A 24656-nucleotide genomic window follows, 5' to 3' on the forward strand; every position below is an offset into this window, starting at 1 on the left:
CACCGCCGCCCGTTGGGGGCGGCCAAGAGGACCGCCGTTACCAGCCGCCCCGGTCGTCTCGATCGTCGTCCTCGTCCGATCCGCTCGAGTCGCCCCAGTCGTCGCCGTCGTCGTCGGATTCGTCTCCGTCACCGCCGTCCGACCCGTTTCGGTCGCCCCAACCGCTCGAGTCGTCGGAATCCGACTCGTCCCAGCGACTGTCGAACGATTCCGAGTCATCGTCCCACAGGTCGTCGTCGGCGGGCCCGCGGTCGTCGCGTTCGTCCCGAGGTTCGCCGTCGCCTCGATCGTCGGGCGTCTCCCAGGAGTCGCCGGTACCCGGGCCGCCACCGCGAATCGTCGCCCGTCGGTCGGGGATCAGATCGAGGCCCGGGTCGGTATCGCCAAGCATGAGCAAGGCGTAGTAGCGCAGGTAGACGACGACCGGCACCTGGACCAACAGGACGAGTACCACGAGCAGCGGAATCGCGACCAGCAGAACGAGCAGGTTCAGAAACGGAATGAACAGGAGAACGAAGAGGACGATCACGATCGGAATCGCCAGGATGAACAGCGCGATACCGATCGCGAAGGCGAAGACCAACTGCAGGAGCCAGACCAGCAGGAGGTAGACGAGATACTCCGCCCAGTTGCCCGACAGCGTCGGCCAGAACCGCCTCCAGGCGGCGACGACGCCGAGGTCCTCCTGCAGCATCGTCGGCGCGATAAAGACCGTCGTGAACCGGCTGATGACGGCGTAGGCCAGACCGACGGGGAACGCGACGAGGATCACAACGACGATCATCGCCAGCGAGACGGCGTCCGACCCCGAGAGGAAAACTGCGGCCACCGGGAGCCCGATCGCTGCGGTCGCGATCAGCCCGAGGACGACCCGAAATCCGAACAGTTGAACGCCGTGCCCGACGTTGCGCTTCGTGTACCGACGGACGTGTACCTCCCCGGAGCGCAGCGACTCGAGGAACGTGAACTCGAAGATCGATCCGAGCAGCAAGAACGCGAGTCCGACGAGGAGGACGGCAACGGCGACGACGATGAGTATGGGGAGCCACTCGCCGACGTCGACGGTGCCCGGATCAACCGCCGTCCCCTCGTCGCTGACACCGCCACCGCCGCCGGAAAAGACGGGGTTACCGAACCCGACGCCGCCGATGAAAAAGAGTAGCAAGGCGAGCTTGAGCCACATCCAGGGGCGGATCGGCGTCAGGAACTCGCGGGTCACGTCGATCGCGTCGCTCAGGTCGTCGATGGCATACATTGGCTACGAGTAGAACGTCCCGACAGATAGTGTTAGCGCTCCAACGACTGTCCGCTGCCGCCGCAGACGTCCGCTCCCGGTCGTCGAAGACACCTTCCGCCGGTAACACTTCGAGACGCATTTAACGCCGCCGCTCCTGACTGGCGGTATGGACATCCGCCGGCTCGCACGAGGGACCGTCGAGTGGGGCCGCATCGAACGTGTCGTCCGCACGCTGGCGGATCGCTACGACCGCGAGTCGGTCCGCGTCGAGTTCCTCGAGGCTGACAACTGGCTGTCGACGCCCTGCGTGATCGACGACGAGTGGTTCGTCAAGATCGTCTCCCGGCAGAACGCCCTGGTACACGCCGTGTTGACGACCGGCCGGAACGTCGGTGCCTTCTCCTCGGGCACCGAGGGCTTCTTCGATCGGTTCGACACCCCCCGGGAGATGGTCGAACACGAGTACGAGGCCACCCTCCGGATGCGCGAAATCGGCGTCAACGCCCCCCGGCCGATCGATGCCTTCGAGGTCAACGGGCTGGGCGTCCTCGTTCTCGAGTACCTCCCGGAGTTCCGGTCGCTCGATGCCGTCGACGACGACGCCGTCGCCGAGCGCGCGCCGGAGCTGTTCGGCATGCTCGCGACGCTGCACGACCACGGGCTGGCCCACGGCGATCTGCGGGCCGAGAACATCCTGCTGTGTGACGGCGAATTCTACTTCATCGACGCGACCAACGTTCACGACGACCGCGTCGACGAGACGACCGCCTACGATCTGGCCTGTGCGCTCGCGGTCCTCGAGCCCCGGATCGGGCCTCGAGCGGCCGTCGACGCCGCCGCGACGGCCTACGGGCCCGACGCCTTGCTCGCCGCACGGGAGTTCCTCGACTTCGTCCGGCTCCGGCCCGACCACGAGTTCGACTCGACGACGCTGCGCAGCGAACTCGAGAAGGCGGCCGAGCTGGGCGGGGCCTGACGGCGAGAGCCGGTCCCCGCCCCGACGCGGCGACAGACACCACACAGGCGGCTGCAGTCACCGTTCCCGTCCATGTGCGCGACGGTTACCGACGAGGACGTCGGCAAGCGGGTCGAAACGGCCGGCGGCGACGTCCTCGGCACCGTCGAACTGACCGAACCCGAGACGGCCTACGTCGACGTGAACGACGACGCCCGGCGCACGCTCAGGGCGATCCTCGAGTGGGAGAGCGAGTCGAACGCCGCTCCGATAGACGACGGGGCCGTCGGCGAGGTCACCGGGACCGCGATCCGGCTCGAGGCGGGGCGGTCGTCGCCGGCCGAGGCGGGCGGGACGGGGCCGGTCATCGAGCGCGACGAGAACACTGCCGGGCGGGACGACGCCGACGAGCAGCGGACGATGGGGCCGCCGTCGGGGACCCCCGACGAACTCGCCGCGAGCGCGGAAGGGTGGACCGGCGAGGGGCTCGAGCCCGCGGACGAAGGGATGACGGAGGTAGGCGACGAGCGCCACCCGAGCATGGCGGACGCGCCGACGGAGGGTGAACGGACCGTCACCGAGGAACGCGGCGAGGAGGAGGACCGATAGACGATTTCGTCGGTAAGCACCGCACTCGAGTCGATAGAATCCACGGCTTCAGCTCGCAAACCTCACGATTAGTTCGCGACATGTGAACGACCAGCAGGATTTTCACCGCGCCGATCGTAGCCGGTCGTATGAGCCAGCAAGTCACTGAGCAAGTACACGGCCACTACATCGGCGGCGAGTGGACCGACGCGGGACGGAGTCCCGCGAGCAGTCGGACGGAGTCCGACGACGACGGCTCGGGCGACACCTTCGCGAGCGAGAACCCCGCGACCGGCGAGACGCTGGCGACGTTCCGTCGCGGGACGGAAGCCGAGGTCGATCGGGCCCTCGAGGCCGCGGACGCGGCGTTCGACGAGTGGCGCGCGCTGTCTTACATCGACCGGGCGGAGTACCTCTGGGAGATTTACCACGAGCTGCGCGAGCGCCACGAGGAACTCGGCGAGATCGTCTCGAGGGAGTGTGGCAAGGAGATTTCGGAAGGGAAAGCGGACGTGACCGAGGCCTGGCACATGGTCGAGTGGGCGGCGGGCAACGCCCGACACCCACACGGCGACGTGGTCCCCTCCGAGATCGGGAGCAAGGACGCGTACATGCGCCGCAAGCCCCGGGGCGTCGTCGGCTGTATCACGCCCTGGAACTTCCCGGTCGCGATCCCGTTCTGGCACATGGCCATCGCGCTGGTGGAGGGCAACACGGTCGTCTGGAAGCCCGCCGAACAGACCCCGTGGTGTGCCCAGATCATCGCCGAGATGTTCGAGGACAGCGGGATTCCCGACGGCGTCTTCAACATGGTTCAGGGCTTCGGCGACGCCGGTGCGGCGATCACCGACGACGAGCGCGTCGACACCGTCCTCTTTACCGGCTCGGCCGAAGTCGGTCACGAGATCGCCGACAAAGTCGGCGGCGAGCCCGGTAAGCTCGCGGCCTGCGAGATGGGCGGCAAGAACGGGATCGTCGTCACCGAGGAAGCTGATCTCGACATTGCCGTCCACGCGGCGGTCATGTCCAGCTTCAAGACGACCGGCCAGCGCTGTGTCTCCTCCGAGCGCCTGATCGTCCACACCGATGTCTACGACGAGTTCAAAGAACGGTTCGTCGATATCGCCGAAGACGTCGCCGTCGGCGACCCGCTCGAGGAGTCGACGTTCATGGGGCCGGCGATCGAGGCCGACCACGTCGAGAAGATCCGCCGGCACAACGAACTCGCGCGCGAGGAGGGCGCGAACGTGCTGGTCGATCGATTCGAACTCGAGGCCGAGGAGATTCCCGAGGGCCACGCGGAGGGCCACTGGGTCGGCCCGTTCGTCTACGAGATCGACTACGAGTCCGACCTGCGCTGTCTGAACGAGGAGTGTTTCGGCCCCCACGTCGCCCTCCTCGAGTACTCGGGGACGATCGAGGACGCCGTCGAGATCCACAACGACACGCCCTACGGGCTGGCGGGGGCGATCATCTCGGAGGATTACCGCCAACTCAACTACTTCCGGGACCGCGCCGACGTGGGGCTCGCGTACGCGAACCTGCCGTGTATCGGCGCGGAGGTCCAACTGCCGTTCGGCGGCGTCAAGAAATCCGGGAACGGCTATCCCAGCGCCCGCGAGGCGATCGAGGCCGTCACCGAACGCACCGCCTGGACGATGAACAACGCCGACGAGATCGAGATGGCACAGGGGCTATCGGCCGATATCAAGACTTCCGAGGACTGAAACGGTCCGCTGTAACGAGTCCCCGGTGCGGCCGGGGGGACCCCCGTTCCGACTCCCCGCCCTATCAACGACCGGCTTGCGTCACAGATTCTGCTCGGGAACGAATCGCTTATCCGGTCATTCGTGGAAGGGCCGGGCATGAAGGCAGTCGTTCTCGCGGCGGGCCAGGGAACCCGAATGCGACCGCTGTCGGAATCGGTGCCGAAGCCGATGCTGCCGGTCGCGGACCGCCCGCTCGCGGCACACACCGTCGACGCGGCGATCGAGGCTGGGGCCGACGAGATCGTCCTCGTGATCGGCTACGAGGGCGAGACCGTCCGGGACTACTTCGGCCCCGAGTACCGCGGCGTCCCCGTCTCCTACGCCGTTCAGGAGCGACAGGCCGGGACCGCCGACGCCGTCAACGCCGCCCGCGACCACCTCGAGGGCCCCTTCGCCGTCCTCAACGGCGACAACCTCTACGATCCGGCGGCGATCGACCGGCTGTTCGACGCCTGTCCGGCCGTCTGTGCCATCGAGGTCGCGAAACCGTCCAACTACGGCGTCCTGAGTACCGAGCCCGGCCACGACGGTCGCGTCACCGAGATCGTCGAGAAGCCCGCCGAGCCGCCGACGAACCTCGCCAACGCCGGGGCCTACGCCTTCCCCGCCGCGGCTCGGGAGTGGCTCGAGGTCCCCGCCAGTGAGCGCGGCGAACACGAGATCACCGACGTCGTCGCGCGGGTGATCGAGGAGTTCGACGTGACGCCGATCACCTTGGAGCGGTGGCTCGACGTCGGCCGCCCCTGGGAACTGCTCGAAGCGAACGAGTGGAAGCTCGCCGCCCTCGAGCGCCGGATCGACGGCGACGTGAACGACGACGCCCACCTCGAGGGACGGGTCGTCGTCGAGGAAGGCGCGACCGTCGAGCCCGGCGTCGTGATCGAGGGGCCGGCACTGATCCGCGAGAGTGCTGAAGTCGGGCCCAACGCCTACGTCCGCGGCGCGACGCTGATCGGCCGGGACGCCGAGATCGGGCACTCGGTCGAAGTGAAAAACAGCGTCGTCTCGCGGGGCACCTCGGTAAGCCACCTCTCCTACGTCGGCGACAGCGTCCTCGGTCGGAACGTCAACGTCGGCGCGGGGACGAACGTCGCCAATCTCCGACACGACGACGCCGACATCCGGTTCACCGTCAAGGGCGAGCGCGTCTCGACCGGCCGCCGGAAGTTCGGCGTCGTCGCCGGCGACGGCGTCAAGACCGGCATCAACACGAGCCTCACGCCGGGGCTGAGACTCGAGGGCGGCGCGACCACGCGGCCCGGCGAAGCAGTCGAGCGGGATCGATAGTCCGGCGGCGCGCTCGAGTCGCGCGGCGACGCGGCGATCGCGCTTCGGACAGCGTTGCGTCGACAACATCGTTTATGTGGGATTGGTGATTGGTCCCACACATGTCGACGGCGACGATTCGCGGCACGATCGGGGGGATGGGGCAGCGAGCGAATCCGGCCTTCGCGGTCGCGGTAATACTGATCCCGCTGGCCGCACTGGGCTATGCGGTGACGGTCGCGACGGTCCAGCAACACACCTACGTTCACGTGATGGCGGGAGTCCTCTGGACGGGGATCGACGTCTTCATGGGTGCCGTCCTCGGCCCGGTCATCGGCGGCTTGGACGACGAGGAGAGTTCGGCGGTGTTCCAGCGACTCACGCCGAAGACGGCGTTTCTGCTCCCGTCGCTGGCGTTCGTCACCATCGCGGGCGGGATCACGCTGGCCCAGCGGATCGGGCTCTTTCCCCACGCCGACGCGTGGTTGGCGCTGTTTACCGCGGTGAACCTGATTCCGATCCTGCTCCTGCTGGGCTGGCGACTGGACGCCTGGGACGACCGCCGCTGGCAGGCCCCATTCGCCGTCGCGACGGTCGGCTCGCTTGCCTGGGTCGCGCTGACGATCGACGGCTTCGCGATGACCGAACCGACCGTCGCGGTGGCGCTTGCCCTCGTCACGGTCCTTTCGGTGCAGGGCTTTGGCTTCCTGTTGCCCGGCGAGATCCGGATGTACCGCGAGATGCGCTCGGCCGATCCCGATCCGTCGATCATCGCCGCGATCGGCAAGCAGAACGCGATGCTCGGCGGCGTGCAAGGTGTCTTCCAGTTGCTTCTCATCCTCGATATGGTGTACCTGCGCTACGGCGGCTTCCCGTTCTGAACCGGTAGCGTCGCACCTGCTCGTTTCGAACGGGCCGTTCACTCTGCGGTGGCGCGCGCTGTCGGCCGGGCGAGCGCTAGCGAGGGCGGCCGACGACGCTGCGCGAGGGACGAGTGAGTGACCGGAAGGAACGAACGAATCGGCTGGGGAGGGCGTGGCTACTCACTGCTGCCACGGTAGCATGACGCTCTGTTCCTGTCGGGCGATTCAACTCCAATAATTCACGACCCTCTCGTGAGTATGGCATTTGGCCTCGAGACGTTGCTTCCAAGCGATCGGGCTGAAAGCGAGAGGCGAAAGGGTGGACGAGGAGGCGGGCGCGGTGTAGTGCTCGGGCCCCGGGACCCGAGCGCGCGACGGGCCGGAGCGACGCGCAATGCCGGGTAGACGTGAAAAGCGTCTGTGCCGGCAGCCGAACAAACGGCGCGGGAAAGTAAAAAGTCAGCGGTCGGCGAACCCGTGACCGTCCCGCGGTCACGGCCGCCGACCCGCGCCCGTTACGGCCGCCGGTCCGCCCCCGTCACAGCCGTCGGTCCCGCAACGCGGGGAACTCCTCGCGGACCGACGCGACCGTCGCCGGATCGACCTCGGCCGTGACCAGCGCCGGCTGGTCCCCGCTCGAGGCCAGCGACACGCCCCAGGGGTCGTAGACGCTCGAGCGACCCAGCAGGGTCGCATCGTCGAACTCGCCGGCCCCGTTGATCGTCGCGACGTAGGCCTGATTCTCGATGGCACGGGCCCGCGAGAGCGTCTGCCAGTGTTCGATGCGGGGGTAGGGCCACGCGCTGGGGACCAACACCAACTCGACGCCGTCGTCGACCAGCCGCCGGTAGAGTTCCGGGAACCGCAGGTCGTAACAGGTCGTCACGCCGACGGTCAGGCCGCCGATCGTCGCCGTCCCGAGGCGCTGGCCGGGAACCAGCAGTTCGGACTCCGCGGACTCGTAGCCGAAGAGGTGGTGTTTTCGGTAGACGAGCTGCAACTCCCCGTCGGAATCGAACAGGGCGGCGGTGTTCGCGAGGCCGTCGTCGGCCGGCGTGGGGACGCTCTCGGTCGCGGCGAGGTCCTCGACGATGGTCCCCGCGAGGACGGCGACGTCGTGGTCGGCTGCAGCCTCGCGGAGCCGGCCGAACGTCTCGCCCGCGAACGGCTCGGCGTTGCGCGCGTAGAGATCGAACGCGAAGTAGCCCACGTTGAACAGTTCCGGCAGGGCCACGAGGTCCGCGCCGCGGTCGGCGGCGCGAGCGATCGCCGCCAGCGCGCGGTCGACGTTGGCTTCGACCTCGCCCGCCTCGACGCGAATCTGTGCGAGCGCGATCGACAGCGAGTCCTCGGACTCACCGCCGTCGCGATCGGCGTCCGTCTCGATACACATACCTCGACCGTGGCGGCCCCACCACCGTTACTGTGTCGTCTGCAAGTCCCGCTCGAGGGCTCGCTGGAGGTTCCGCAGTTCCGAGTCGAGGTTGCGCTTGAAGAACTTCTCGACGCCGGGGAGTTTGCCGTCGACGACGAAGTGGTTCTCGAGGCGCGTCCCGTCGTCGGTCTCGACGATCTCGTGTTCGCCGGTGACGTCCATCACTTTCGATTTGCCGGCGAACTCGACGTACTCGGGCGGTCGCCGGGTGACGTCTTCGGTGTTGACCGTCACGGTCTTGCGCACGAGCGGAATGGGCAGCGACACCTGCCAGGTCACCCGTCGGCCGTCCGCGCCGTCGACGGTGTACTCCTCGACGACGCTGATCGCCCGGGCGCGGTTCGACGGGTCGGCGATGAACTCCCAGACCCGCTCGGGCGACGCGGGCACGTCGAACGACCGGTCGACACGTACAGTCATGTCCGTATCTCCGCGATTGTCGGATAAAAAGGCCGTGGACCGGCCGGCGGCGGCCCGACCCGACTCGAGTCGGGCACCGTCGCTGCGGTCCGGAGCCGCCGGTCAACTGGTGGTGACTCGCCAGGTCGTCGACCGGGCACGACCCCACTTCTCGATGTCGACTTCGTCGGCTTTCTCCGCGAGGTGCGGGAGCCGAGCGCCGACCTGTTTCGACGAGAGTCCGATCGCGTCCGCGATGTTCTTCGCCCGGAAGTACTGTTCGCCGCGGGCCGCGCTCTCGCGGAGATACGAGAGGATCCGTTGCTCTTCGTCGGAGTAGTCCGTCATCGTCCGTACGCCCCGCTAGGGGGGCAGCGCTCTTAACTGTTAACGGCAACGGCCCGCGAGACAAAGCGAGCGGGCGACACTGCGGGCGTGCGACCGGGGCCCGACGGCCTCAGTAGGAGAAGAGGTGGATCCCGACGACCGCCAGCGAACTAAAGAGAACGGCCGCGGCGAAGCCCCAGGCCGCCGTTATCTCCGGTGCGCCGACGAGCATCAGCAACGCGCCGATCACCGCGAGCGCACCCAGTGCGAGCGCCAGTCCAACGCCTTTGTCCGTCGTTTCGGATTCCGTAGCCATGCTCGGGGGTTGCGTGTGGGGTCCCTTAACTTCACCCATTCCCGAGCGAACCGACACCGGTCGCTCGGCGATCGATGCGCGGAAAAACCGACCGAACGGCTTCGCGTCGGGACGTCGCCGGCGCGACGACGGCGTCACTTGATCGTCGTGTGTTCGGATTCCTCGTTGAGCGCGAGGTTGGCCGCGATCTCCCCATTTCGGGCCGCGTACTGGGCGGTCTGCTCGAGGCTGACGAGGACCTCCCGCACCCGAAGCAGATCCTCGTTGTCCATCTCGGGCAGCCCCGAGAGGATCTCGTCCTCGCGGGCGGAGATCTCGTGGAAGAGCCCGCGGACTTCGTTGGACTTGTCGTAGTCGCGCTCGACGGCCGCCTCGACCGACTTGGTCGTGATCTCGTCGACCAGCTCGTTCAGTTCCCGGATCTCGCGCATCACGTCGCTCTCGACGTTCAGCGTGTGGCCCTCCGTCTCGATGACGATGTCGGCGATGTCCTCGCCGTTGTCGGCGGTCAGCTCGAGGTTCTTCGCGATCGAGCGGTAGCCGATCAGCGGGAACCCGGTGTTCAGGCCGACCGCCCGCGCGAGGTTGGGGTTCTGGTAGGCCGTAAAGATCAGTCGCAGCAGCAGGACGAAGATCTTGTTGGCCTGTCGCTCCCGGTTCAGGGCGCGCTGGGCGAGGTCGGGATTGCCGTGTGCCAGCGCCTTGATCCCCTCACCGCGCATCGTCTGTCCCGTTCGCTCGAGGCGCTCGAGGAGGTTGTCGAGCGTGAAGTCCTCGGGGTCGACCGAACAGCGGATCGAGATGCTCTCGGGGGTCTCCTCGATGACGCCCAGCCCCATCAGCTGGGTCTCAGCCTGATAGACCGCGTTGATGTGGTCGGACTCGAGCGCGCCGTCCTCGCGCTCGATGCGGATGATGCGGCGGCCGAGGACGTACTGCGCGACGATCGCGCGCTCGACGGCGTCGGCGTCGAGATCGTCGGTGTGGATGATCGCCTCCGTCTCCTCCGAACTCGCCGACTCGGGCATTACGGTCAGCGTTCCCTTGCCGCTCGTACGCAGCGAGACCTCGTCGCCTTTCTCGACGCCGTGTTCGGACGCCCACTCGGCCGGGAGCGTCATCGCCAGCGTCGACGGACCGAGTCGTTGAACTTTCCGCGTTTCCATACGGGCCCCTAGGCGGGACTTGACCTTAATCTTGACTATATGGTCATTATATAGAGATGCATCGTTATATGGTTGATTTCACCGAACGGATCGAGTACGACCTTATATAATTCGTGCGGGGAGCGCTAGACGACGCTGATCAGCCGCGTCGTGAACCGGCCGGTCCGGACCTGTACCCACCCGCGGAGCCACTCGTCGATCTCCTCGTCGTCGGTGTCGACGCGCAGCGAGTCGAGTTCGTCGAGTTTCTCGTCGGAGGCGACGACCTCGATCTCCTCGGCGCGTCGGATCACGGCCGGCGAGATCTGGTGGTTGCCGCGACCGAAAACGAAGCCCTGGCCGCCGATCGGCGAGACGACGATCGTGACCGGCGTCGCCAGCGCCTCGAGGATCTCCGATTCGCCGGCGTCGCGGGCCAGCAACTCGCCTCGTGGCATCCCGTCGCCCTCTTCGGACCCGGCACGCCAGACGTCGACGCCCAGCGGCGAGGGATCGATCCCCAATTCCGTCTCGATCGCGCCGACGGTGCTACCGGGACCGAAGACGTAGGTCCGCCCGGGATCGACCTCGCGGGCGAACCCCGCCGCCAGCGAGTCGACGCTCCCGCTCGAGACCTGTTTGCCCGACTGGACCGCCGGCGCGACGGGGACCGGGACGATCGCTTTGAGTTCCGTGCGGACCTCCCCCTCGCGGTAGGCGTCCTCGTCGATGTCGTTGACCTCGCGGCGCTCGACGCGGTCGAACTCGGCGGCGATCCGGCCGGCGTCGGCCGGCGTCACGCCGAAGACCGACGAGTAGATCTTGACCCCGGCCGGCACGCCAAGCATCGGCGTCTCCCCGTCCGCTTCCGCGAGCGTCTCGGCGACGTCGACGGCGGTGCCGTCGCCGCCGACGAACAGGACGAGATCGACGTCGGCCGCGAGGAGCGCTCGGACGGCCGCGCGCGTGTCGTCGGCCGACGTCTCGGCCGTCTCGGGATCGGCGACCCGCGCCGGGCCGTCGGTCGCGTCGGCGGCGTCGGCCGGGTCGTAGACGATCTCGGGTTCGTAGCCGGCGTCCCGGGCCGCGCGTTCGCCCATGACGCCCGCGGCCGTGTAGACCGCGAGGTCGGGGGCGCGGCGATGGAGCGACCGCAACGCCTCGCGGGCCCGATCCGGCGCACGTGGCTCGGCACCGCGGCGGCGCGCCTCCGCGAGTTTCCCGTCGGTCCCCTTCAGTCCGACCCGACCGCCCATCCCCGCGATCGGGTTGACGACGACGCCGATGGCCTCCATACGGGTCCCTGGGGAAGCCAGCCGGAAAGCCATGTCGTGTCCTGCGGGCGGCGTTCGGGGACGAGACGATCGAATCCTCCACTGGCGACTCGCGAGATCGGAGCGCGTCGAAACTTCGGGCTCGACCGGCTTTGGGCGGCGTAGCCGACCCGCTCGCTTTCTGAACAATTAAGGGGGACGGGTACCGATCGCCGACTATGTCAACACTGATCGAGGCCGCTGTTCTCGCGACGGAAACGGAACCGGAACTGCCGATGGAGATCGTCGGCTGGGGCGCGCTCGCACTCGGCCTCCTGGTGACGGTCGCCTGGGTGGTCTCTCTCTACCGCTGAGTTCGGACGGAGATCGGCCGTCGTTTCCGGTACGACGGACCGTCTCAGGGCGAGTCGACCCGTTCGCGGAGCCAGCCGGCGGCGTCGGCGACCGTCGCCTCGTCGGTCCCGGTCAGTTCGAGTCTGACCGACTCGCCGGGGTAGCTACCCACCGAAACATCGAACCGCTCGCGGACGTCGGCGATCCGATCGAGCAGGGCGCTCTCGGCCTCGGCGGCGACGACCGTCTCGCGGTAGGTCTGGGTCCCCGCGAACTCGTCGGCGATCGACTCGAACATCGCCTTCATCTCCGCCGGGACGCCCGGGAGGACGTAGACCCCTTCGAGGGCCGCACCCGGAGCGACCCCCGCGTCGTTGTGCAGGGCCCGCGCGCCGGCGGGTAAGTCGGCCGTTCCCGCCGCGAGATCGTCCCGCGTGTAGCCGTCCTCCTCGAGCCAGGCCAGTGCGGCGTCGTGTTCCTCGACTTCGCGCCCGAGAGCCGCCGCGACCCCGTCCATGGTGAGATCGTCGTGGGTCGGGCCCAGCCCCCCGGTGACGATGACGGCGTCGTACTCCGCCCGGTACTCGTTTACCACGCGGGCGATGTCGGCCACGCGATCGGGGACCGTGGTCACCCGGCCGACGGTGACGCCGCGGTCGTCGAGTTCCGAACAGAGCCACGTGGCGTTCGTGTCCGTCGTTCGTCCGGCGAGCAGTTCGTCCCCGACCGTTACGACCGCGACGTTCATACCCCGTCGTTCGGGCCGAATCCCCAAATGCGTCTCGCCCTCGACCGATCGCCGCCCGCGGGCCCCCTATATGTCGGATAAAGTAGTACTCACGGTAACCACAAGATTCAATCCTGATACTTAGTAAGGAGGGTACTATGTCTCGGAGTCGGACGGAACGAACGGAGGCGGACTCGGCCGCAGTGCTGTCCGCGCTGGGGAGCAAATACAGCGCGGAGATCCTCTGTGCGGCCGGTACGCCGAAATCAGCGCAGGCGCTCAGCGAGGACATCGAGATCCCCATCGCGACCTGTTATCGCCGAATCGAAGAACTCGTCGACGCCGGGCTGTTGACCTGCGAAGGTCGACAGCTCTCCGACGAGGGGCGACGGACCAACATCTATCGCCGGACGCTCGACGAGATCGAGATCGACTTCTCGAGCGACGGCCCCGAGTTCTCCCGGAAGCGCCGGACCGAGGCCAAAAACAGGCTTCAGGACAAACTCGAGGACTGACGCCTCGAGCCGGCAGGCGGGACGACCCGCGTTCCATTCGCTGCGACGGGCGAATCCAGCCCCAGCGCGGCGACCGTTCGGTCATCCTTAAGTATTCTCGCGAGAATATCGTGGTATGATAGATTCCGCCGATCCCCGCGAACGCGGCACCGATGCAGCGACCGACGACGCGATCGTCGGCGCGCGCCGCACCCTCCACGTCGGCCGCGACCGACCGATCCGGATCAGTACCGGCCACCGGATACGACACCACGACGGCAAGTGTGCCCGCCCCCACGGCCACAACTACGAGATCGCCGTCACCGTGACGGGTCGACTCACCGAGGACGGATGGATCGCCGACAAAGGCGATATTACAGACGTAATATCCGAGTGGGACCACCGGTTCCTGCTCGAGGTCGGCGACCCACTGATCGAGGCCTTCGAGGCGGCCGGCGACGGGGACGGCGTCGTCGTCCTCGAGAACCCGCCGACTGCGGAGGTGATGAGCGTCGTCCTGGAGCGAAAGCTCGCCGCGGCCCTGCCCGAGACGGTCACCGACGTCGCCGTACAGGTCAGCGAGACGAGCGAACTCTGCGGGGGGAGCGGGTTCTGAGATGCCGGTTTCCGACTCCGTCGATCGCGAGTCCGGCACGGAAACCGGCGGCGAGGAGACGCCGGACGGCCTGCCGATCAACGAGTTGTTTCACTCCCTGCAGGGGGAGGGAACCCTCGCCGGCGTTCCGTCGACGTTCGTCCGCACGAGCGGCTGTAACCTCCGGTGTTGGTTCTGTGACTCCTATCACACCTCCTGGGAGCCCACCCACGCGTGGCTCGGTCTCGAGGAGATCCTCGCCGAGATCGGGACCCGCGACGCCGACCACGTCGTCCTGACCGGCGGCGAACCGCTGCTCCACCAGGAGAGTGTCGACCTGCTCGAGGCTCTCGACGAGCGGGGGTATCACACCACCGTCGAAACCAACGGGACGATCTACCGGGACGCGCCGATCGACCTCGCCTCGATCAGCCCGAAGCTCGAGAGCAGCACGCCGACGCCGGAGCGCGCGCCGGCGGACGCCGACGCGGGCGAGTGGGAAACGCGCCACGAGCGCGACCGGATCGACGTGGACACGCTCGCCCGGCTGGTCGAGACCTACGACGTCCAGCTGAAGTTCGTCGTGACCGACGGCGACGACATGCCGGAGATCCTGGAATTGCTCGACGATCTCCGCGACGCCGCCGCGGTCCCGATCCGCGACGACGACGTCCTCCTGATGCCCGAGGGCGCGACCCGCGAGCGCCTCGCGGAGACGCGGACCCGAGTCGCCGACCTCGCGATGGAGCATGGCTTCCGGTACACGCCACGCCTGCACGTCGACCTCTGGAACGACGCCCCCGAGACGTAACACTCATCGATCCGACCATGACTGCCACCAGTAACTCTCCGACCGACGAATCGTCCGCCAAACGCGCCGTCGTCCTCCTCTCCGGCGGAATGGACAGCGCCACCGCCGCCGCCGTCGCCCGCGACCGGGGCTACGAGATCTACGCCCTCCATACCTCCTACGGCCAGCGCACCGAGGACCGGGAACTCGAGTGTGCCCGCCGGCTGGCCGACGAGTTCGACGCGGCCGACTTCCTGCGGCTCGAGACCGACCACCTCTCGGCGATCGGGGCCTCGAGTCTGACCGACGACGAGATTGCGGTCGCCGACGCGGACATGGAGAGCGACGAGATTCCGACCTCCTACGTTCCCTTCCGGAACGCCAATCTGCTGGCGATGGCCGTCTCCTACGCCGAGGCCAATGACTGCGAGGCGGTCTTCATCGGGGCCCACAGCGAGGACTTTTCGGGGTATCCCGACTGTCGCCCCGCGTTCTTCGAGGCGTTCGAGGATGTGGTTGACGTCGGGACCAAACCCGAGACCGAGATCTCGGTCGAAGCGCCGTTCGTCGAGCACTCGAAGACCGACATCGCCGAGCGCGGCGTCGAACTCGAGGTGCCCTACGAACACACCTGGAGCTGTTACCGGGAGAACGAACCCGCCTGTGGCACCTGCGACGCCTGCGCGTTCCGGCTGCAGGCGTTCCGAAACGTCGGCGTTCGCGACCCGATCGAGTACGCCGAGCGGCCGTCCTACGCCGACGAGGCGTGATGGAACGATTCACAGTCGATTGCGATGAATCGAACGGCCGATGGCACGGCGGCAACGGCTCCGCGAGTGGTTCCGGGACGACGGGAGCTGGCAGGTTCCGGACGGGCGTCGCGGCGAGTTCGTGGCGTTGCTCGTCGGACTCCCGCTGTACGCCTCGATCGTCCACTTCGACGCCGGGCTTCCGGCTCCCCGCGAGTACTGGCCTGCAGTGGTACTCGGCGCGTGCGGTGGCTTCTGGTACGTCGCGTACTACCGAGAGGGCCTCGCCGATCAGCTCCCGGACTGGGCCGGCGTCGAGCAGGTGCTCTCGTTCGTGATCGGCGGGGTCGGCCTCAGTCTCCTGCGGTTGATCGACCTCGGGAATCCGACCGTCTGCTTCCTCCTGACCGCCTGCGGAACGGTCCTGTCGATCTATCTCGTCAGACTAGTCTCGCCGTTCCACCGCGGCGTCGAACCGCCGACGGCCGTCGGAGAGTCGCGGATCGGTACCGACCGCTGAAACCCCTCTACCACGCCGCCTCGAGAACCCCCTCGATTTCGTCGACGGTCGGCTCGAGCCCCGGCGGCGCGTTGGTCATGAACGGATCCGCGAGGACCGCCTCGGCGACCGCCGTGAACTCCTCGGGCTCGGGGCCGTCGACGTCCCGGAGCCGCGCGGGCACCTCGAGCGCGTCCCGGATCTCGGTGACCGCCTCGACGACCGCGGCCTCGCGGTCCGCCGCGTCGTCGACGCCGAGCGCGTCCGCGAGCGCGCCGGCTCGCGCGTCGACACCCTCCCGCTCGAAGAGATACGCGAGGACGTGCGGGACGACGACGGCGTGAGCCGCGCCCTGCTGGACCGCGTGGGTCCGGGTGAGGGCGTGGCCGAAGGCGTGAGCGATCGAGGCCGTCGTCTCGCCGGGCCGGGAGATGCCGTACTGCACGAGGACGATCCCCTCGAGGATCGTCTCGAACGTCTCGATCGAGCGGTCGCCGTCGCCGAACGTCCGGAGGCCGTCCGCGAGCGTCTCGAGGCCGCGTCTCGCCGTCGCGTCGGTCACCGGCGTGGCGTTGCTCGCGTAGAGCGTCTCGATCCCCTTGTCGAAGCCGTTCATGGCCGAGCCCGCCAGTATCGAGTCGGGCGTGGTCGCGACCAGTTCCGGGTCGTAGACCGCCGCCGCGGGCATCAGGTCGGGACCCGAGATGCCGCCGCCGCTCTCCTCGTCGACCGGGCTCGAGTCGGGCGCGGCGGTGACGCCCGCGACCATCGAGAGGTCGGCCCCGGCCAACGTCGTCGGAACCGTGACGATCGGCACCAGCCCCTCGTCGGGCACCGCGATCGTCCCCGTTTCTGCGAACTCGGCGGCGACGTCTTCGTGAGTGCGATCGTCCGCCGCGAGGACGCTGATAGCCGTCGCCACGTCGAGGCTGCTGCCGCCGCCCAGGGCCACGAGCGCGTCCGCGTCCGCGGCCTGCAGGCGTTCGCGTCCCTCGATCGCCGTCGCGAGCCGCTTTCTCGGCGTCGTCCCGGCGAAGACGCCGGCCAGCCGGTCGCCCAACCCCTCCGTGACGGAGTCGACGACCGCGGGCGTACTCCCGACGGTCGAGCCACAGACGACCAGCGCCCGCTCGAGGCCCAGCGCCTCGAGTTCGGCCGCGAGGTCGTCGACGCAGCCGGTCCCGAACCGGATCGTCGGTGGCTGGTAGTCGAATCGGAACGCCGGGTCGCGGCCGCTCGCGTCGGACGGTGTCATGGACACCCATACGAACTGGCCGGTGTTAAAAGCGCGAGCAGCGGCGATCCGCTCGCGGGGGGGGGGGGGGGGCCGCGACCCGGCGCAGGCACGGGAGATACTCGGACTATAGACGCCGATCAGTCGACGACGGGCCCCGTCTCCGGACCGATGGAATACAAGAACCGACCCGTCAGGACTGCGCCGACGAGCGTCAACGCACCGAAGATGACGATTTGCGGGGCCGGCACCGACTGACCGTCGCGGATCATAAACAGCGTCATCGCCAGCACGGCCCCGCCGAGGGTTGCGATCTTGACGAGCAGGACCGCGGTGAACGCGTACCCCCACGGCCGGCGGTTCCGAAGCCAGTGCGCCGACAGCGCGAACGCCGGAACGACGATCCCGAGGTCGAGCGAGTAGATGACGGACGTCGGGAGCCCGGCATCGGCGATGCTCGGCGGTGTAGTCCCCGCGAGGATCGCCGGGAGGACCGCCGACAGCCAGAGAGCCGAGACCAGTCCGACCAACAGGAGTTGAAAGGCCACGTACGACCGGACCGAGGACTCGCCGATCCGCCGTTTCAGTGCGGCGGGATCGAGACGGGCCATCCCGTCGACGAACGCGAACAGCGTCAGCCAGAGCAACGCGACGTAGACGAGATACAGTTCGTTGAACGCGGTCATGAAGGCGTAGGAGGCGTACGTGTACAGCAGGTAGCCGGTTACGCCGAGCCAGGCGACGTACGCCCTGAGCGAGCCCCGGACCGCGAAGAACAGCGACGCGACCAGCGCGGGGACGGCGACGACGAGCGTCAGCAGGTCCTGTCCGTACACCTGCGGCAGGAGGACCGGCGCGTCGCGATAGAAGCCGGGAACGAACAGCCCCACCGTCGTCGCGGTACTCGTCAGTACGACCGTCGCCACCGATGCGAGAACGGACGACCGGGGAAGGACGGGCCGAGTCACGGACGGTCGAGTCACCGCCGGCCGTCCGGTTCGGGCGACCGCGCGCCGAGACGACCCTCGACGAACGCGGCGAAGTCTGCGGCGAACGCCTCGACCTCGTGCCAGTCCGTGTACTCGTAGTCGCGGGACGCGTCCGTGTCGCCGGTCGCCTCCCGGGCGATCCGTTTCATCACGACCCGCTTGAGAAAGCCGTACTTCGAGTACCGGAGCGCGCCGCCGAAGCGGGCGATCCGGTCGGGACGCCAGCCCGTCTCCTCGAGGAACGCGTCGACGTAGCCGGCCGCGTCCGCCCGCCGGGCCTCGTCGGTCACGGCGGAGGACAGGGACAGCTGAAAGAACCCGGTCGGCCGCGCGGCCAGCGCGTCGCGGTTGGCGCTGACGAACTCCCGAACGGCCGGCTGGTGTTTCCCCACGTGGATCGACGCCCCGACGAGGACGGCGTCGAACGCCTCGAGATCGAACGCGGGCGGGAGATCGGCGGCGTCGAGCGCGGTGGCGTCGTGGCCGCGGTCGGCGAGGACGTCGACGATTCGGTCGGCGACCGTCGCGGTCTGTCCCTCTCCGGTGCCGTAACAGACGAGAATCGAACTCATTGTCAGTCGGTCTCCCTACGCGACTGTCTCCGATAAAGGAGTCGTAGAGTCCCGCGTATCGGCAACCATCCGGCCCAAAGGATTAGCCGGCGTCCGTCGTAGCACCGGTATGGACCCCCTCGAGGCGCTCCGGGTCGAGTCCGGCCTCGTCGCAGTCGTCGGCGCGGGCGGGAAGAAGACGACGCTGTACGCGCTGGCGGCCCGAGCCGCCCGCGAGCGGTCGCTCCGAGCGGCCGTGACCGCGACGGTCCGGATCCCCATCTTCGACCGCCGCGTCGATCGCGTCGCCGTCACGGACGACCCCGCGGCGGCGCTCGAGCGCGCCGAATCGTGGCCGATCGGGATCGTCCCCGAACGGGACGGCGAGGACCGCTACGCGGGCTACGATCCCGCGGTCGTCGACGGCCTCGCGGACGCCGCCGACCTCGTCCTCGTCAAGGCCGACGGGGCGCGGACCCGGGAGTTCAAGGCCCCGAACGACCGCGAGCCACAACTCCCCACGAGCGTCGACACCGTCATTCCGATCGCGAGCGTCCGGGCCGTCGGGGAACCGCTCGCGGCCGAGACGGTCCACCGGCCCGAGCGGGTGGCGGCGATCACCGGCCTCGATCGCGGCGACGCGATCCGCCCCGTCGACGTGGCCCGGGTCCTCGCGAGCGACCGCGGCGGGCTGGGAGGGGTCCCCGAGGGCGCGACGGTCGTCCCGCTACTCAACAAGGTCGACGGACCGGAACTGCGCGAGACCGCCGCGGCGATCGGCCGGGAGCTGCTCGAGCGAGCGCCGGCCGTCTCACGGGTCGTCCTGGCGCGGATGATCGACGACGAGCCGATCGTCGAGGTCCTCGAGCGCTGATCAGGAGTCGGTCGCGAGCCGCTCGGCCGCCGCCGCGAACTCCTCGCGGGTGTTTACGTTCTCGAAGGTCTCGAGCGACGCGTATTCGCGGACCTCGTCCTCGTCGACGACGGCGTAGTCGAGGTCCGACAGCGGTTCGACGATCCGGCGGTCGCCCCGCTTCAAGGCGCGCTCGCAGGCCGCGATCATCGGGTCGGTTCGGTAGACGGCCTGCGTGGTCTGGAACCACTGGTCGTCGACGCGGGGCACCGCGGCCTCGCGGCCGGCGGCCCGCTCGAAGCAGTGGGCGATCAGTGCCGGGTCGACGAAGGGCATGTCGCAGGCGACGACGGCGGCGTACTCCCCGGTCGCGGCCCGGAGACCGGTCATGATGCCCGCCATCGGTCCGCGGTCCGGGACCGGATCGACGGCGAACGTCGCCGCTGGGCCGCCCGCGAGCGCGTCCTCGATCGCCGGTACCTGGTCCTCTCGGCAGTTGACGACGACCTCGTCGACGATCGAATCGAGGCGGTCGACGACCCGGCGGAGCATCGGCGTACCCGCGAGGTCGGCGACGGCCTTGTCCGCGTCGCCAAAGCGGGTCGAGTGGCCCCCCGCGAGGACGACGGCGGACCGGTCGGACTCGAGGGACATAGCCAAGCGTTCGTCCAGCGGTCCCAAAAGCGTCCCGCCGACGGGAACGCCCCGGTGACGGCGGCTGGGGGCGGACAGTCGAGGCGGAGTCAGTACTCGGACGGACCACTGTCAGCCATTGCCGGCGCAACCGCGACCCGAGCGGCGGTTGCGCCGGGACATCGGGACGGCATCCGTATCAGTCGGCGAGCCGCCAGAGCGCCCGGTACAGCGTCCAGCAGTCGCAATCGAACCGGTCGGTGAGGGCCCGGCAGCGCTCGAGGTAGCGTTCGTAGCCCGACGCCGACGGCGGATCGGGGTAGGGCCGCTCGAGTTCGTCGGCCTCGCGAAGCACAGCCCACTCCCGTGGGCCAACGACGACGTACTCGTCGGGATCGAGGAACATGCAAAACGCCGCGGCGACGGGGACGTCGACGGCCTCGAGGCGAGTCAGCGCGTCGACTGCCTCCGTGGCGTCGCCCGCCCCGACGGCCTCGGCGATGGCGTCGCGGACGGCGTCGAAGTCGTTGTTCCGGAAGCGGTCCTCGGCCGCGCGGCGCTCGTCGTCGGGGTAATCGCCGAGGAAGCGCCGGTAGTACCACCGGACGACCCAGACGGCGTCCCGGCGGCCGTACTCGCCGGCCGCGAAGGCGGCCGGCAGCGTCTCGAGCTGTTCGGCCTCGACGGCGTACAGCGGCTCCCGCTCGCGGTACTCGCGGGCCTTCGAAGCGACGAGTGAGGCGGAGAGTTCCATCGTGGGGCCGTTTGGCACAGTGGTCCGTAGGTGTTGTCCCGGTGACCTCGATCCGGGACCGATGTGCCCGAGGACCGCGGAGGAGAACTGTCCACAGGAAATCAGAAAAGGCATCAAACAATTTAAATCGTCTACCGAGCATACTGTGGAACGAAATGGGGGAGCTAAGTACTGAATCGAGACAACATTTAGAGGAAGCGTTACAGAACGATGATCCGTCGGAGAAGGATTTCCACGTTCGCCAAGTACTCCAGGCGTGTGGTGTCGACGATCTTCCGCCGGAGCTGACGTAGGGCAACTACTGTTTCATCCGTCGACGAGCCCGGTTGCACTATCGTAGCCACTGAAACGATCCACACACTGATCGCAACGCTATCGTGCGATCAGGTGTGCAATGACTGTCAGTGGCTACGATAACGCGAGCATCACCCGTGGGCCAGCGTGAACCACCTCGGGGTCAAGCCCCGTGGCATTCGCCTCGACAGCCTGTAAAGAAACCTTGCGACTGTCAATCGAGCGCCACATACCACCATCATGGTAGAAAACATCATGCACGTGGGTGTGGACCGGTCGGGCAACGGGTGCAACCTCGATGTCCAGCGATCAACAGGAGCCAGTCAAGACGATCTGTCCGTACTGCGGGGTCGGCTGCGGGATCAAAGTACAACCGGGCGAGGAGTCCGGCGACGTCCGGTTCATGCCGTGGGGCGAAGCCCCGGTCAACGAGGGCCGGATCTGCATCAAAGGCGGCGCGGCGACGGAGGTGGTCGACCACGAGGACCGGCTCACCGAGCCGCGGATCAAGGAGGACGGCGAGTTCCGCGAGGCCTCCTGGGAGGAGGCCTACGAGTACGTCGCCGACGAACTCGAGCGGATCCGCGAGGAGTACGGCCCGGACGCGATGGGCTTTTTCGGCTCCTCGAAAGTGATGAACGAGGAGAACTACCTCCTCCAGAAGCTGGCCCGCCGGTACGGCACCAACAACGTCGACAACTGCACGCGGATGTGCCACGCCTCCACGGTCTGGGCGCTGCGGACGAGTCTCGGCGCGGGAGCGATGACCAACAGTATGCGCGACCTCCGCGAAGAGGCGGACCTGTTCTGGATTCAGGGCGCGAACCCGGGCGAGCAACACCCCATCGCGAACAGCCAGTACTTCCGGCAGGCGGTGCTGGAGGGCGCGACCGTCATCCAGGTCGACCCCCACGCGAACAAGACGACGCGGTCGTTCGAGATCGACGACACCGACCCCCACCAGCACCTGCAACTGAATCCGGGCACCGACATCCCGCTGCTGAACATCGTCCTCAAGACGATCCTCGAGCACCACGAGGAGAACCCCGAGGACGGCTGGATCGACGAGGCCTTCGTCGCGGAGCGCACCGAAGGGTTCGAGGACCTGAAAGCGACGCTCGAGGACTTCGACAAAGAAGCCGCGGCCGAGGAGTGTGGCGTCCCGCTCGAGGCGATCGAACTGGCCGCGAAGCAGTACGCGACGGCCGACAACGCGGCCATCTTCACCGGGATGGGGATGAGCCAGCACGCCTGCGGCGTCGACAACGTGCAAAACGAGATCAACCTCGCGCTGATCACCGGCAACCTCGGGCGGCCCGGCACCGGCGTCAACCCACTGCGGGGCCAGAACAACGTCCAGGGGACCTGTGACGTCGGCGCGATGCCGAACGTCCTGCCGGGCTACCAGCTGGTCGACGACGACGAGGCCCGCGAATCGGTCGAAGACGTGTGGGGCTTCGAGATCCCCGACGAGCCCGGGCTGACGAACGTCGAGATTTCCTACGAGGCGGGCGACTCGATCAAGGGCCTCTACGTCATGGGCGAGAACCCCGTCATGAGCGAACCCGACGCCAACGCCGTCGCCGAGCGGCTCGCGGACCTCGAGTTCACCGTCGTGCAGGACATCTTCCACACGGAGACCGCGGACTACGCCGACGTGATCCTGCCGGCGACGACGTGGGCCGAACGGGGCGGCACCGTCACCAATACCGACCGGCGGGTCCAGCGGATGCGCGGCGTCGGAAAAGTCCACGAGAACACGAGACACGACCGGGAGATCCTGACCGAGATCGGGACGCGGCTGTTCGATAAGGGGTTCGACTTCGCGGACCCCGAGGAGATCTTCGAGGAACTCCGGCAGGTCTGTCCCAGCTACCACGGGATGACTTACGACCTGCTCGGCGAGGAGGGGCTGCACTGGCCCTGCTACGAGCCCGGCGACGAGGGTGATCCGTTCCTCTACGAGGACGAGTTCGAGACCGAGAGCGGTCTGGGCCACATCGAGGGGGTCGAACACACCCCGCCCGCGGAGACCCCCGACGACGAGTACCCGCTGATCCTCACGACCGCCCGCCTCGAGGAACACTACAACACCGGGACGATGAGTACCCGCTCGCCGACGCTGAACAAGCAGACCCCGGAGAACTTCGTGGACGTGCATCCCGCGGACGCAGAGCGGTACGGGATCGAGGACGGCGAGTACGTCCGCCTGCGCTCGCGGCGGGGCGAGATCACACTCGAGGCCCACGTCACCGAGGACACGACGGAGGGCGTCGTCTGGACGACGCCGCATTTCGCCGCCGCGTCGGCGAACAAGCTGACGAACCACGTCCTCGATGAGCGCGCGAAGATCCCCGAGTACAAGGCCGCGGCCGCGGAGATCGACGTCGACATCGAGCCGCTCGGCGAGACCGCCGATCCCGCGGCCGACGACTGAGCCGTCTCGGGGCTCGGACGGCGATTCGTCCGCGAGGGCGACGCCGGCCACCTCGAGCCACGGGTCGGTCGCCGACTCGCCGACGGCCAATTCGACGAGCGGTCGGTCACAGTCCTCGCAGACTGCTCGAATCGCGACGCGGGGCCGCCGACAGCAGTGGTCGCGGCGCTGGCGGGTTCGAACTCACTCCAGCTTCAGCCCGCCGCGTCGGCGCGCCGGTCCCGCTCGAGCGTCGTCACCGCGACGCCGGCGATTACGACGAGGCCGCCGGCGATCGTGACCGGGGTCGGGACCTCCCCCAGCAGGGCGAGCGCGAGCAGCGTCGCGCCGACCGGTTCGCCGAGCCAGGCGACGCTGACGACGACCGACTCGAGGTGAGCGAGCGCCCAGTTGCTCACCGTGTGGCCGAGGAGGCCGGGGCCGACCGCCAGCGCGAGAAAGAGCGCCCACTCGCGGGGCGGATAGCCGACGTAGGCGTGGCCCTGCAGGCCCACGAGGGCGAAGAGCGCGACCGCGCAGGCACCGTAGACGACGGTGACGTAGGGAAAGAGCGGGACCCGCTGGCGGATCGAGCGGCCGGCCAGCACGTAGCCGGCGACGGTCACCGCGCCGAGCAGGGCGAGGGCGTTGCCGTACGTCGTCGTCCCGGCGAGGGCCGAACCGCCAGCGTCGCCGAGCGACATCGCCGTCGCCCCCGCGAGCGCGACGGCGATCCCGGCGGCGGTCGCTCGCGTGAGTCGCTCGCCGAGGACCAGCCACGCCCCCAGCGCGACGAAGACCGGCTGGCTCTGGACGAGCGTGACGCTGGCGGCGACGCTGGTGTGTGCGAGACTCTCGAACCACGCGGCGAAGTGGACCGCCAGCGCGACGCCGGCGACGACCGCGCCCGCGAGGTCCCGGACGGAGAGCCGTGTGAAGGCCCCGCGGTGGCGGGTCGCGGCGACTGGCGCGACCAGTACCGTCGTGAAGAGAACGCGGTAGAACGCCGCGACCGAACTCGGGGCCGCACTCCAGCGGACGAGGACGGCGCTGGTACTCGCCGCGGCCACCGCGACCCCGAGGGCGAGCAGCGGTGCCGGCTCGCGGTCGACGCGCACGTCCATCGCTCCCGTGCGATCCCACAAACGGCTTCCGAAACCGACCGAACCCG

The 24656-nt window shown here is 68.3% G+C and carries 27 protein-coding genes; 13 read left to right on the plus strand and 14 right to left on the minus strand.

Annotated features, from left to right (window positions below; all coding sequences use genetic code 11):
- Positions 1 to 37: 37 nt before the first annotated feature.
- Positions 38 to 1255 carry a DUF7544 domain-containing protein gene (locus A6E15_RS11700; protein WP_076146387.1) on the minus strand — a complete coding sequence of 406 codons (1218 nt, stop codon included), beginning with the start codon at positions 1253 to 1255 and terminating at the stop codon, positions 38 to 40.
- 148 nt (positions 1256 to 1403) lie between these two features.
- Here A6E15_RS11700 and A6E15_RS11705 point away from each other — a divergent pair, with 148 nt between their 5' ends.
- The 5 genes from A6E15_RS11705 (at position 1404) to A6E15_RS11725 (ending at position 6696) form a co-directional block, all read left to right on the plus strand.
- Positions 1404 to 2213 (plus strand): RIO1 family regulatory kinase/ATPase domain-containing protein, encoded by an 810-nt coding sequence (locus A6E15_RS11705; RefSeq protein ID WP_076146389.1) that lies wholly within the window; start codon positions 1404 to 1406, stop codon positions 2211 to 2213.
- A gap of 72 nt (positions 2214 to 2285) precedes the next feature.
- Positions 2286 to 2801 carry a hypothetical protein gene (locus A6E15_RS11710; RefSeq protein WP_076146390.1) on the plus strand — a complete coding sequence of 172 codons (516 nt, stop codon included), beginning with the start codon at positions 2286 to 2288 and terminating at the stop codon, positions 2799 to 2801.
- A 128-nt stretch (positions 2802 to 2929) separates the two neighbouring features.
- On the plus strand, positions 2930 to 4507 hold the full coding sequence (locus A6E15_RS11715; RefSeq protein ID WP_076146392.1) for an aldehyde dehydrogenase family protein: 1578 nt from the start codon (positions 2930 to 2932) through the stop codon (positions 4505 to 4507).
- Positions 4508 to 4645: 138 nt separating this feature from the next.
- Positions 4646 to 5836, plus strand: coding sequence for a bifunctional sugar-1-phosphate nucleotidylyltransferase/acetyltransferase (gene glmU / locus A6E15_RS11720; protein ID WP_076146394.1), 1191 nt, complete (start codon positions 4646 to 4648; stop codon positions 5834 to 5836).
- 137 nt (positions 5837 to 5973) lie between these two features.
- Positions 5974 to 6696 carry a hypothetical protein gene (locus A6E15_RS11725; RefSeq protein WP_076148321.1) on the plus strand — a complete coding sequence of 241 codons (723 nt, stop codon included), beginning with the start codon at positions 5974 to 5976 and terminating at the stop codon, positions 6694 to 6696.
- Between the two features lie 520 nt (positions 6697 to 7216).
- Here A6E15_RS11725 and A6E15_RS11730 read toward each other — a convergent pair.
- From A6E15_RS11730 to A6E15_RS11755, 6 genes are all read right to left on the minus strand, one after another.
- Positions 7217 to 8071 carry a carbon-nitrogen family hydrolase gene (locus A6E15_RS11730; RefSeq protein WP_076146395.1) on the minus strand — a complete coding sequence of 285 codons (855 nt, stop codon included), beginning with the start codon at positions 8069 to 8071 and terminating at the stop codon, positions 7217 to 7219.
- 27 nt (positions 8072 to 8098) lie between these two features.
- Positions 8099 to 8533 carry an SRPBCC family protein gene (locus tag A6E15_RS11735; RefSeq protein ID WP_076146397.1) on the minus strand — a complete coding sequence of 145 codons (435 nt, stop codon included), beginning with the start codon at positions 8531 to 8533 and terminating at the stop codon, positions 8099 to 8101.
- Positions 8534 to 8635: 102 nt separating this feature from the next.
- Entirely contained in the window at positions 8636 to 8860 is a 225-nt protein-coding gene (locus A6E15_RS11740) for a DUF7123 family protein (RefSeq protein WP_006182062.1), read from the minus strand.
- A 109-nt stretch (positions 8861 to 8969) separates the two neighbouring features.
- On the minus strand, positions 8970 to 9155 hold the full coding sequence (locus tag A6E15_RS11745) for a DUF7525 family protein (RefSeq protein WP_006182063.1): 186 nt from the start codon (positions 9153 to 9155) through the stop codon (positions 8970 to 8972).
- Between the two features lie 134 nt (positions 9156 to 9289).
- On the minus strand, positions 9290 to 10321 hold the full coding sequence (locus A6E15_RS11750) for a phosphate signaling complex PhoU family protein (RefSeq protein WP_076146399.1): 1032 nt from the start codon (positions 10319 to 10321) through the stop codon (positions 9290 to 9292).
- 125 nt (positions 10322 to 10446) lie between these two features.
- Positions 10447 to 11595 carry an ATP-NAD kinase family protein gene (locus A6E15_RS11755; protein WP_076146401.1) on the minus strand — a complete coding sequence of 383 codons (1149 nt, stop codon included), beginning with the start codon at positions 11593 to 11595 and terminating at the stop codon, positions 10447 to 10449.
- 197 nt (positions 11596 to 11792) lie between these two features.
- Here A6E15_RS11755 and A6E15_RS21695 point away from each other — a divergent pair, with 197 nt between their 5' ends.
- Positions 11793 to 11927, plus strand: a complete 135-nt coding sequence (locus tag A6E15_RS21695; protein WP_277612927.1) for a hypothetical protein — start codon at positions 11793 to 11795, stop codon at positions 11925 to 11927.
- A 44-nt stretch (positions 11928 to 11971) separates the two neighbouring features.
- On the opposite strand, the gene A6E15_RS11760 is transcribed toward A6E15_RS21695, so the two are convergent.
- Complete coding sequence (locus A6E15_RS11760) at positions 11972 to 12655, minus strand: competence/damage-inducible protein A (RefSeq protein ID WP_076146403.1); 684 nt, start codon at positions 12653 to 12655, stop codon at positions 11972 to 11974.
- A gap of 137 nt (positions 12656 to 12792) precedes the next feature.
- Here A6E15_RS11760 and A6E15_RS11765 point away from each other — a divergent pair, with 137 nt between their 5' ends.
- The 5 genes from A6E15_RS11765 (at position 12793) to A6E15_RS11785 (ending at position 15782) form a co-directional block, all read left to right on the plus strand.
- A complete protein-coding gene (locus tag A6E15_RS11765) occupies positions 12793 to 13149 on the plus strand; it encodes a winged helix-turn-helix domain-containing protein (RefSeq protein WP_066302345.1) in 357 nt (118 codons plus the stop codon).
- Between the two features lie 115 nt (positions 13150 to 13264).
- Positions 13265 to 13744 carry a 6-pyruvoyl trahydropterin synthase family protein gene (locus A6E15_RS11770; RefSeq protein ID WP_076146405.1) on the plus strand — a complete coding sequence of 160 codons (480 nt, stop codon included), beginning with the start codon at positions 13265 to 13267 and terminating at the stop codon, positions 13742 to 13744.
- A 1-nt stretch (position 13745) separates the two neighbouring features.
- On the plus strand, positions 13746 to 14534 hold the full coding sequence (locus A6E15_RS11775; RefSeq protein WP_076146407.1) for a 7-carboxy-7-deazaguanine synthase QueE: 789 nt from the start codon (positions 13746 to 13748) through the stop codon (positions 14532 to 14534).
- A gap of 17 nt (positions 14535 to 14551) precedes the next feature.
- Positions 14552 to 15283, plus strand: a complete 732-nt coding sequence (queC, locus tag A6E15_RS11780; protein ID WP_076146409.1) for a 7-cyano-7-deazaguanine synthase QueC — start codon at positions 14552 to 14554, stop codon at positions 15281 to 15283.
- 40 nt (positions 15284 to 15323) lie between these two features.
- Positions 15324 to 15782 carry a hypothetical protein gene (locus A6E15_RS11785; protein ID WP_076146411.1) on the plus strand — a complete coding sequence of 153 codons (459 nt, stop codon included), beginning with the start codon at positions 15324 to 15326 and terminating at the stop codon, positions 15780 to 15782.
- Between the two features lie 7 nt (positions 15783 to 15789).
- On the opposite strand, the gene A6E15_RS11790 is transcribed toward A6E15_RS11785, so the two are convergent.
- The 3 genes from A6E15_RS11790 to A6E15_RS11800 form a co-directional block, all read right to left on the minus strand.
- Complete coding sequence (locus A6E15_RS11790) at positions 15790 to 17016, minus strand: iron-containing alcohol dehydrogenase family protein (protein WP_076146413.1); 1227 nt, start codon at positions 17014 to 17016, stop codon at positions 15790 to 15792.
- A gap of 119 nt (positions 17017 to 17135) precedes the next feature.
- Complete coding sequence (locus A6E15_RS11795) at positions 17136 to 17921, minus strand: hypothetical protein (protein ID WP_245800569.1); 786 nt, start codon at positions 17919 to 17921, stop codon at positions 17136 to 17138.
- Between the two features lie 53 nt (positions 17922 to 17974).
- Complete coding sequence (locus tag A6E15_RS11800; RefSeq protein WP_076146427.1) at positions 17975 to 18556, minus strand: flavodoxin domain-containing protein; 582 nt, start codon at positions 18554 to 18556, stop codon at positions 17975 to 17977.
- A 109-nt stretch (positions 18557 to 18665) separates the two neighbouring features.
- On the opposite strand from A6E15_RS11800, the gene yqeC reads away from it, so the two are divergent.
- Positions 18666 to 19409, plus strand: a complete 744-nt coding sequence (gene yqeC / locus A6E15_RS11805; RefSeq protein WP_076146429.1) for a selenium cofactor biosynthesis protein YqeC — start codon at positions 18666 to 18668, stop codon at positions 19407 to 19409.
- On the opposite strand, the gene A6E15_RS11810 is transcribed toward yqeC, so the two are convergent.
- Complete coding sequence (locus tag A6E15_RS11810) at positions 19410 to 20042, minus strand: molybdenum cofactor guanylyltransferase (RefSeq protein ID WP_076146431.1); 633 nt, start codon at positions 20040 to 20042, stop codon at positions 19410 to 19412.
- A gap of 178 nt (positions 20043 to 20220) precedes the next feature.
- Positions 20221 to 20775, minus strand: coding sequence for a hypothetical protein (locus A6E15_RS11815; protein ID WP_076146433.1), 555 nt, complete (start codon positions 20773 to 20775; stop codon positions 20221 to 20223).
- 592 nt (positions 20776 to 21367) lie between these two features.
- On the opposite strand from A6E15_RS11815, the gene fdhF reads away from it, so the two are divergent.
- Positions 21368 to 23506: a formate dehydrogenase subunit alpha gene (fdhF, locus tag A6E15_RS11820; RefSeq protein ID WP_076146435.1), complete on the plus strand. Its 2139-nt coding sequence runs from the start codon at positions 21368 to 21370 to the stop codon at positions 23504 to 23506.
- 194 nt (positions 23507 to 23700) lie between these two features.
- Here the strand turns inward: fdhF and A6E15_RS11825 are convergent, their stop codons facing one another.
- Positions 23701 to 24609 (minus strand): DMT family transporter, encoded by a 909-nt coding sequence (locus tag A6E15_RS11825; protein ID WP_076146437.1) that lies wholly within the window; start codon positions 24607 to 24609, stop codon positions 23701 to 23703.
- Between the last annotated feature and the right edge of the window lie 47 nt (positions 24610 to 24656).

Source organism: Natrinema saccharevitans (assembly GCF_001953745.1).
GTDB lineage: Archaea > Halobacteriota > Halobacteria > Halobacteriales > Natrialbaceae > Natrinema > Natrinema saccharevitans.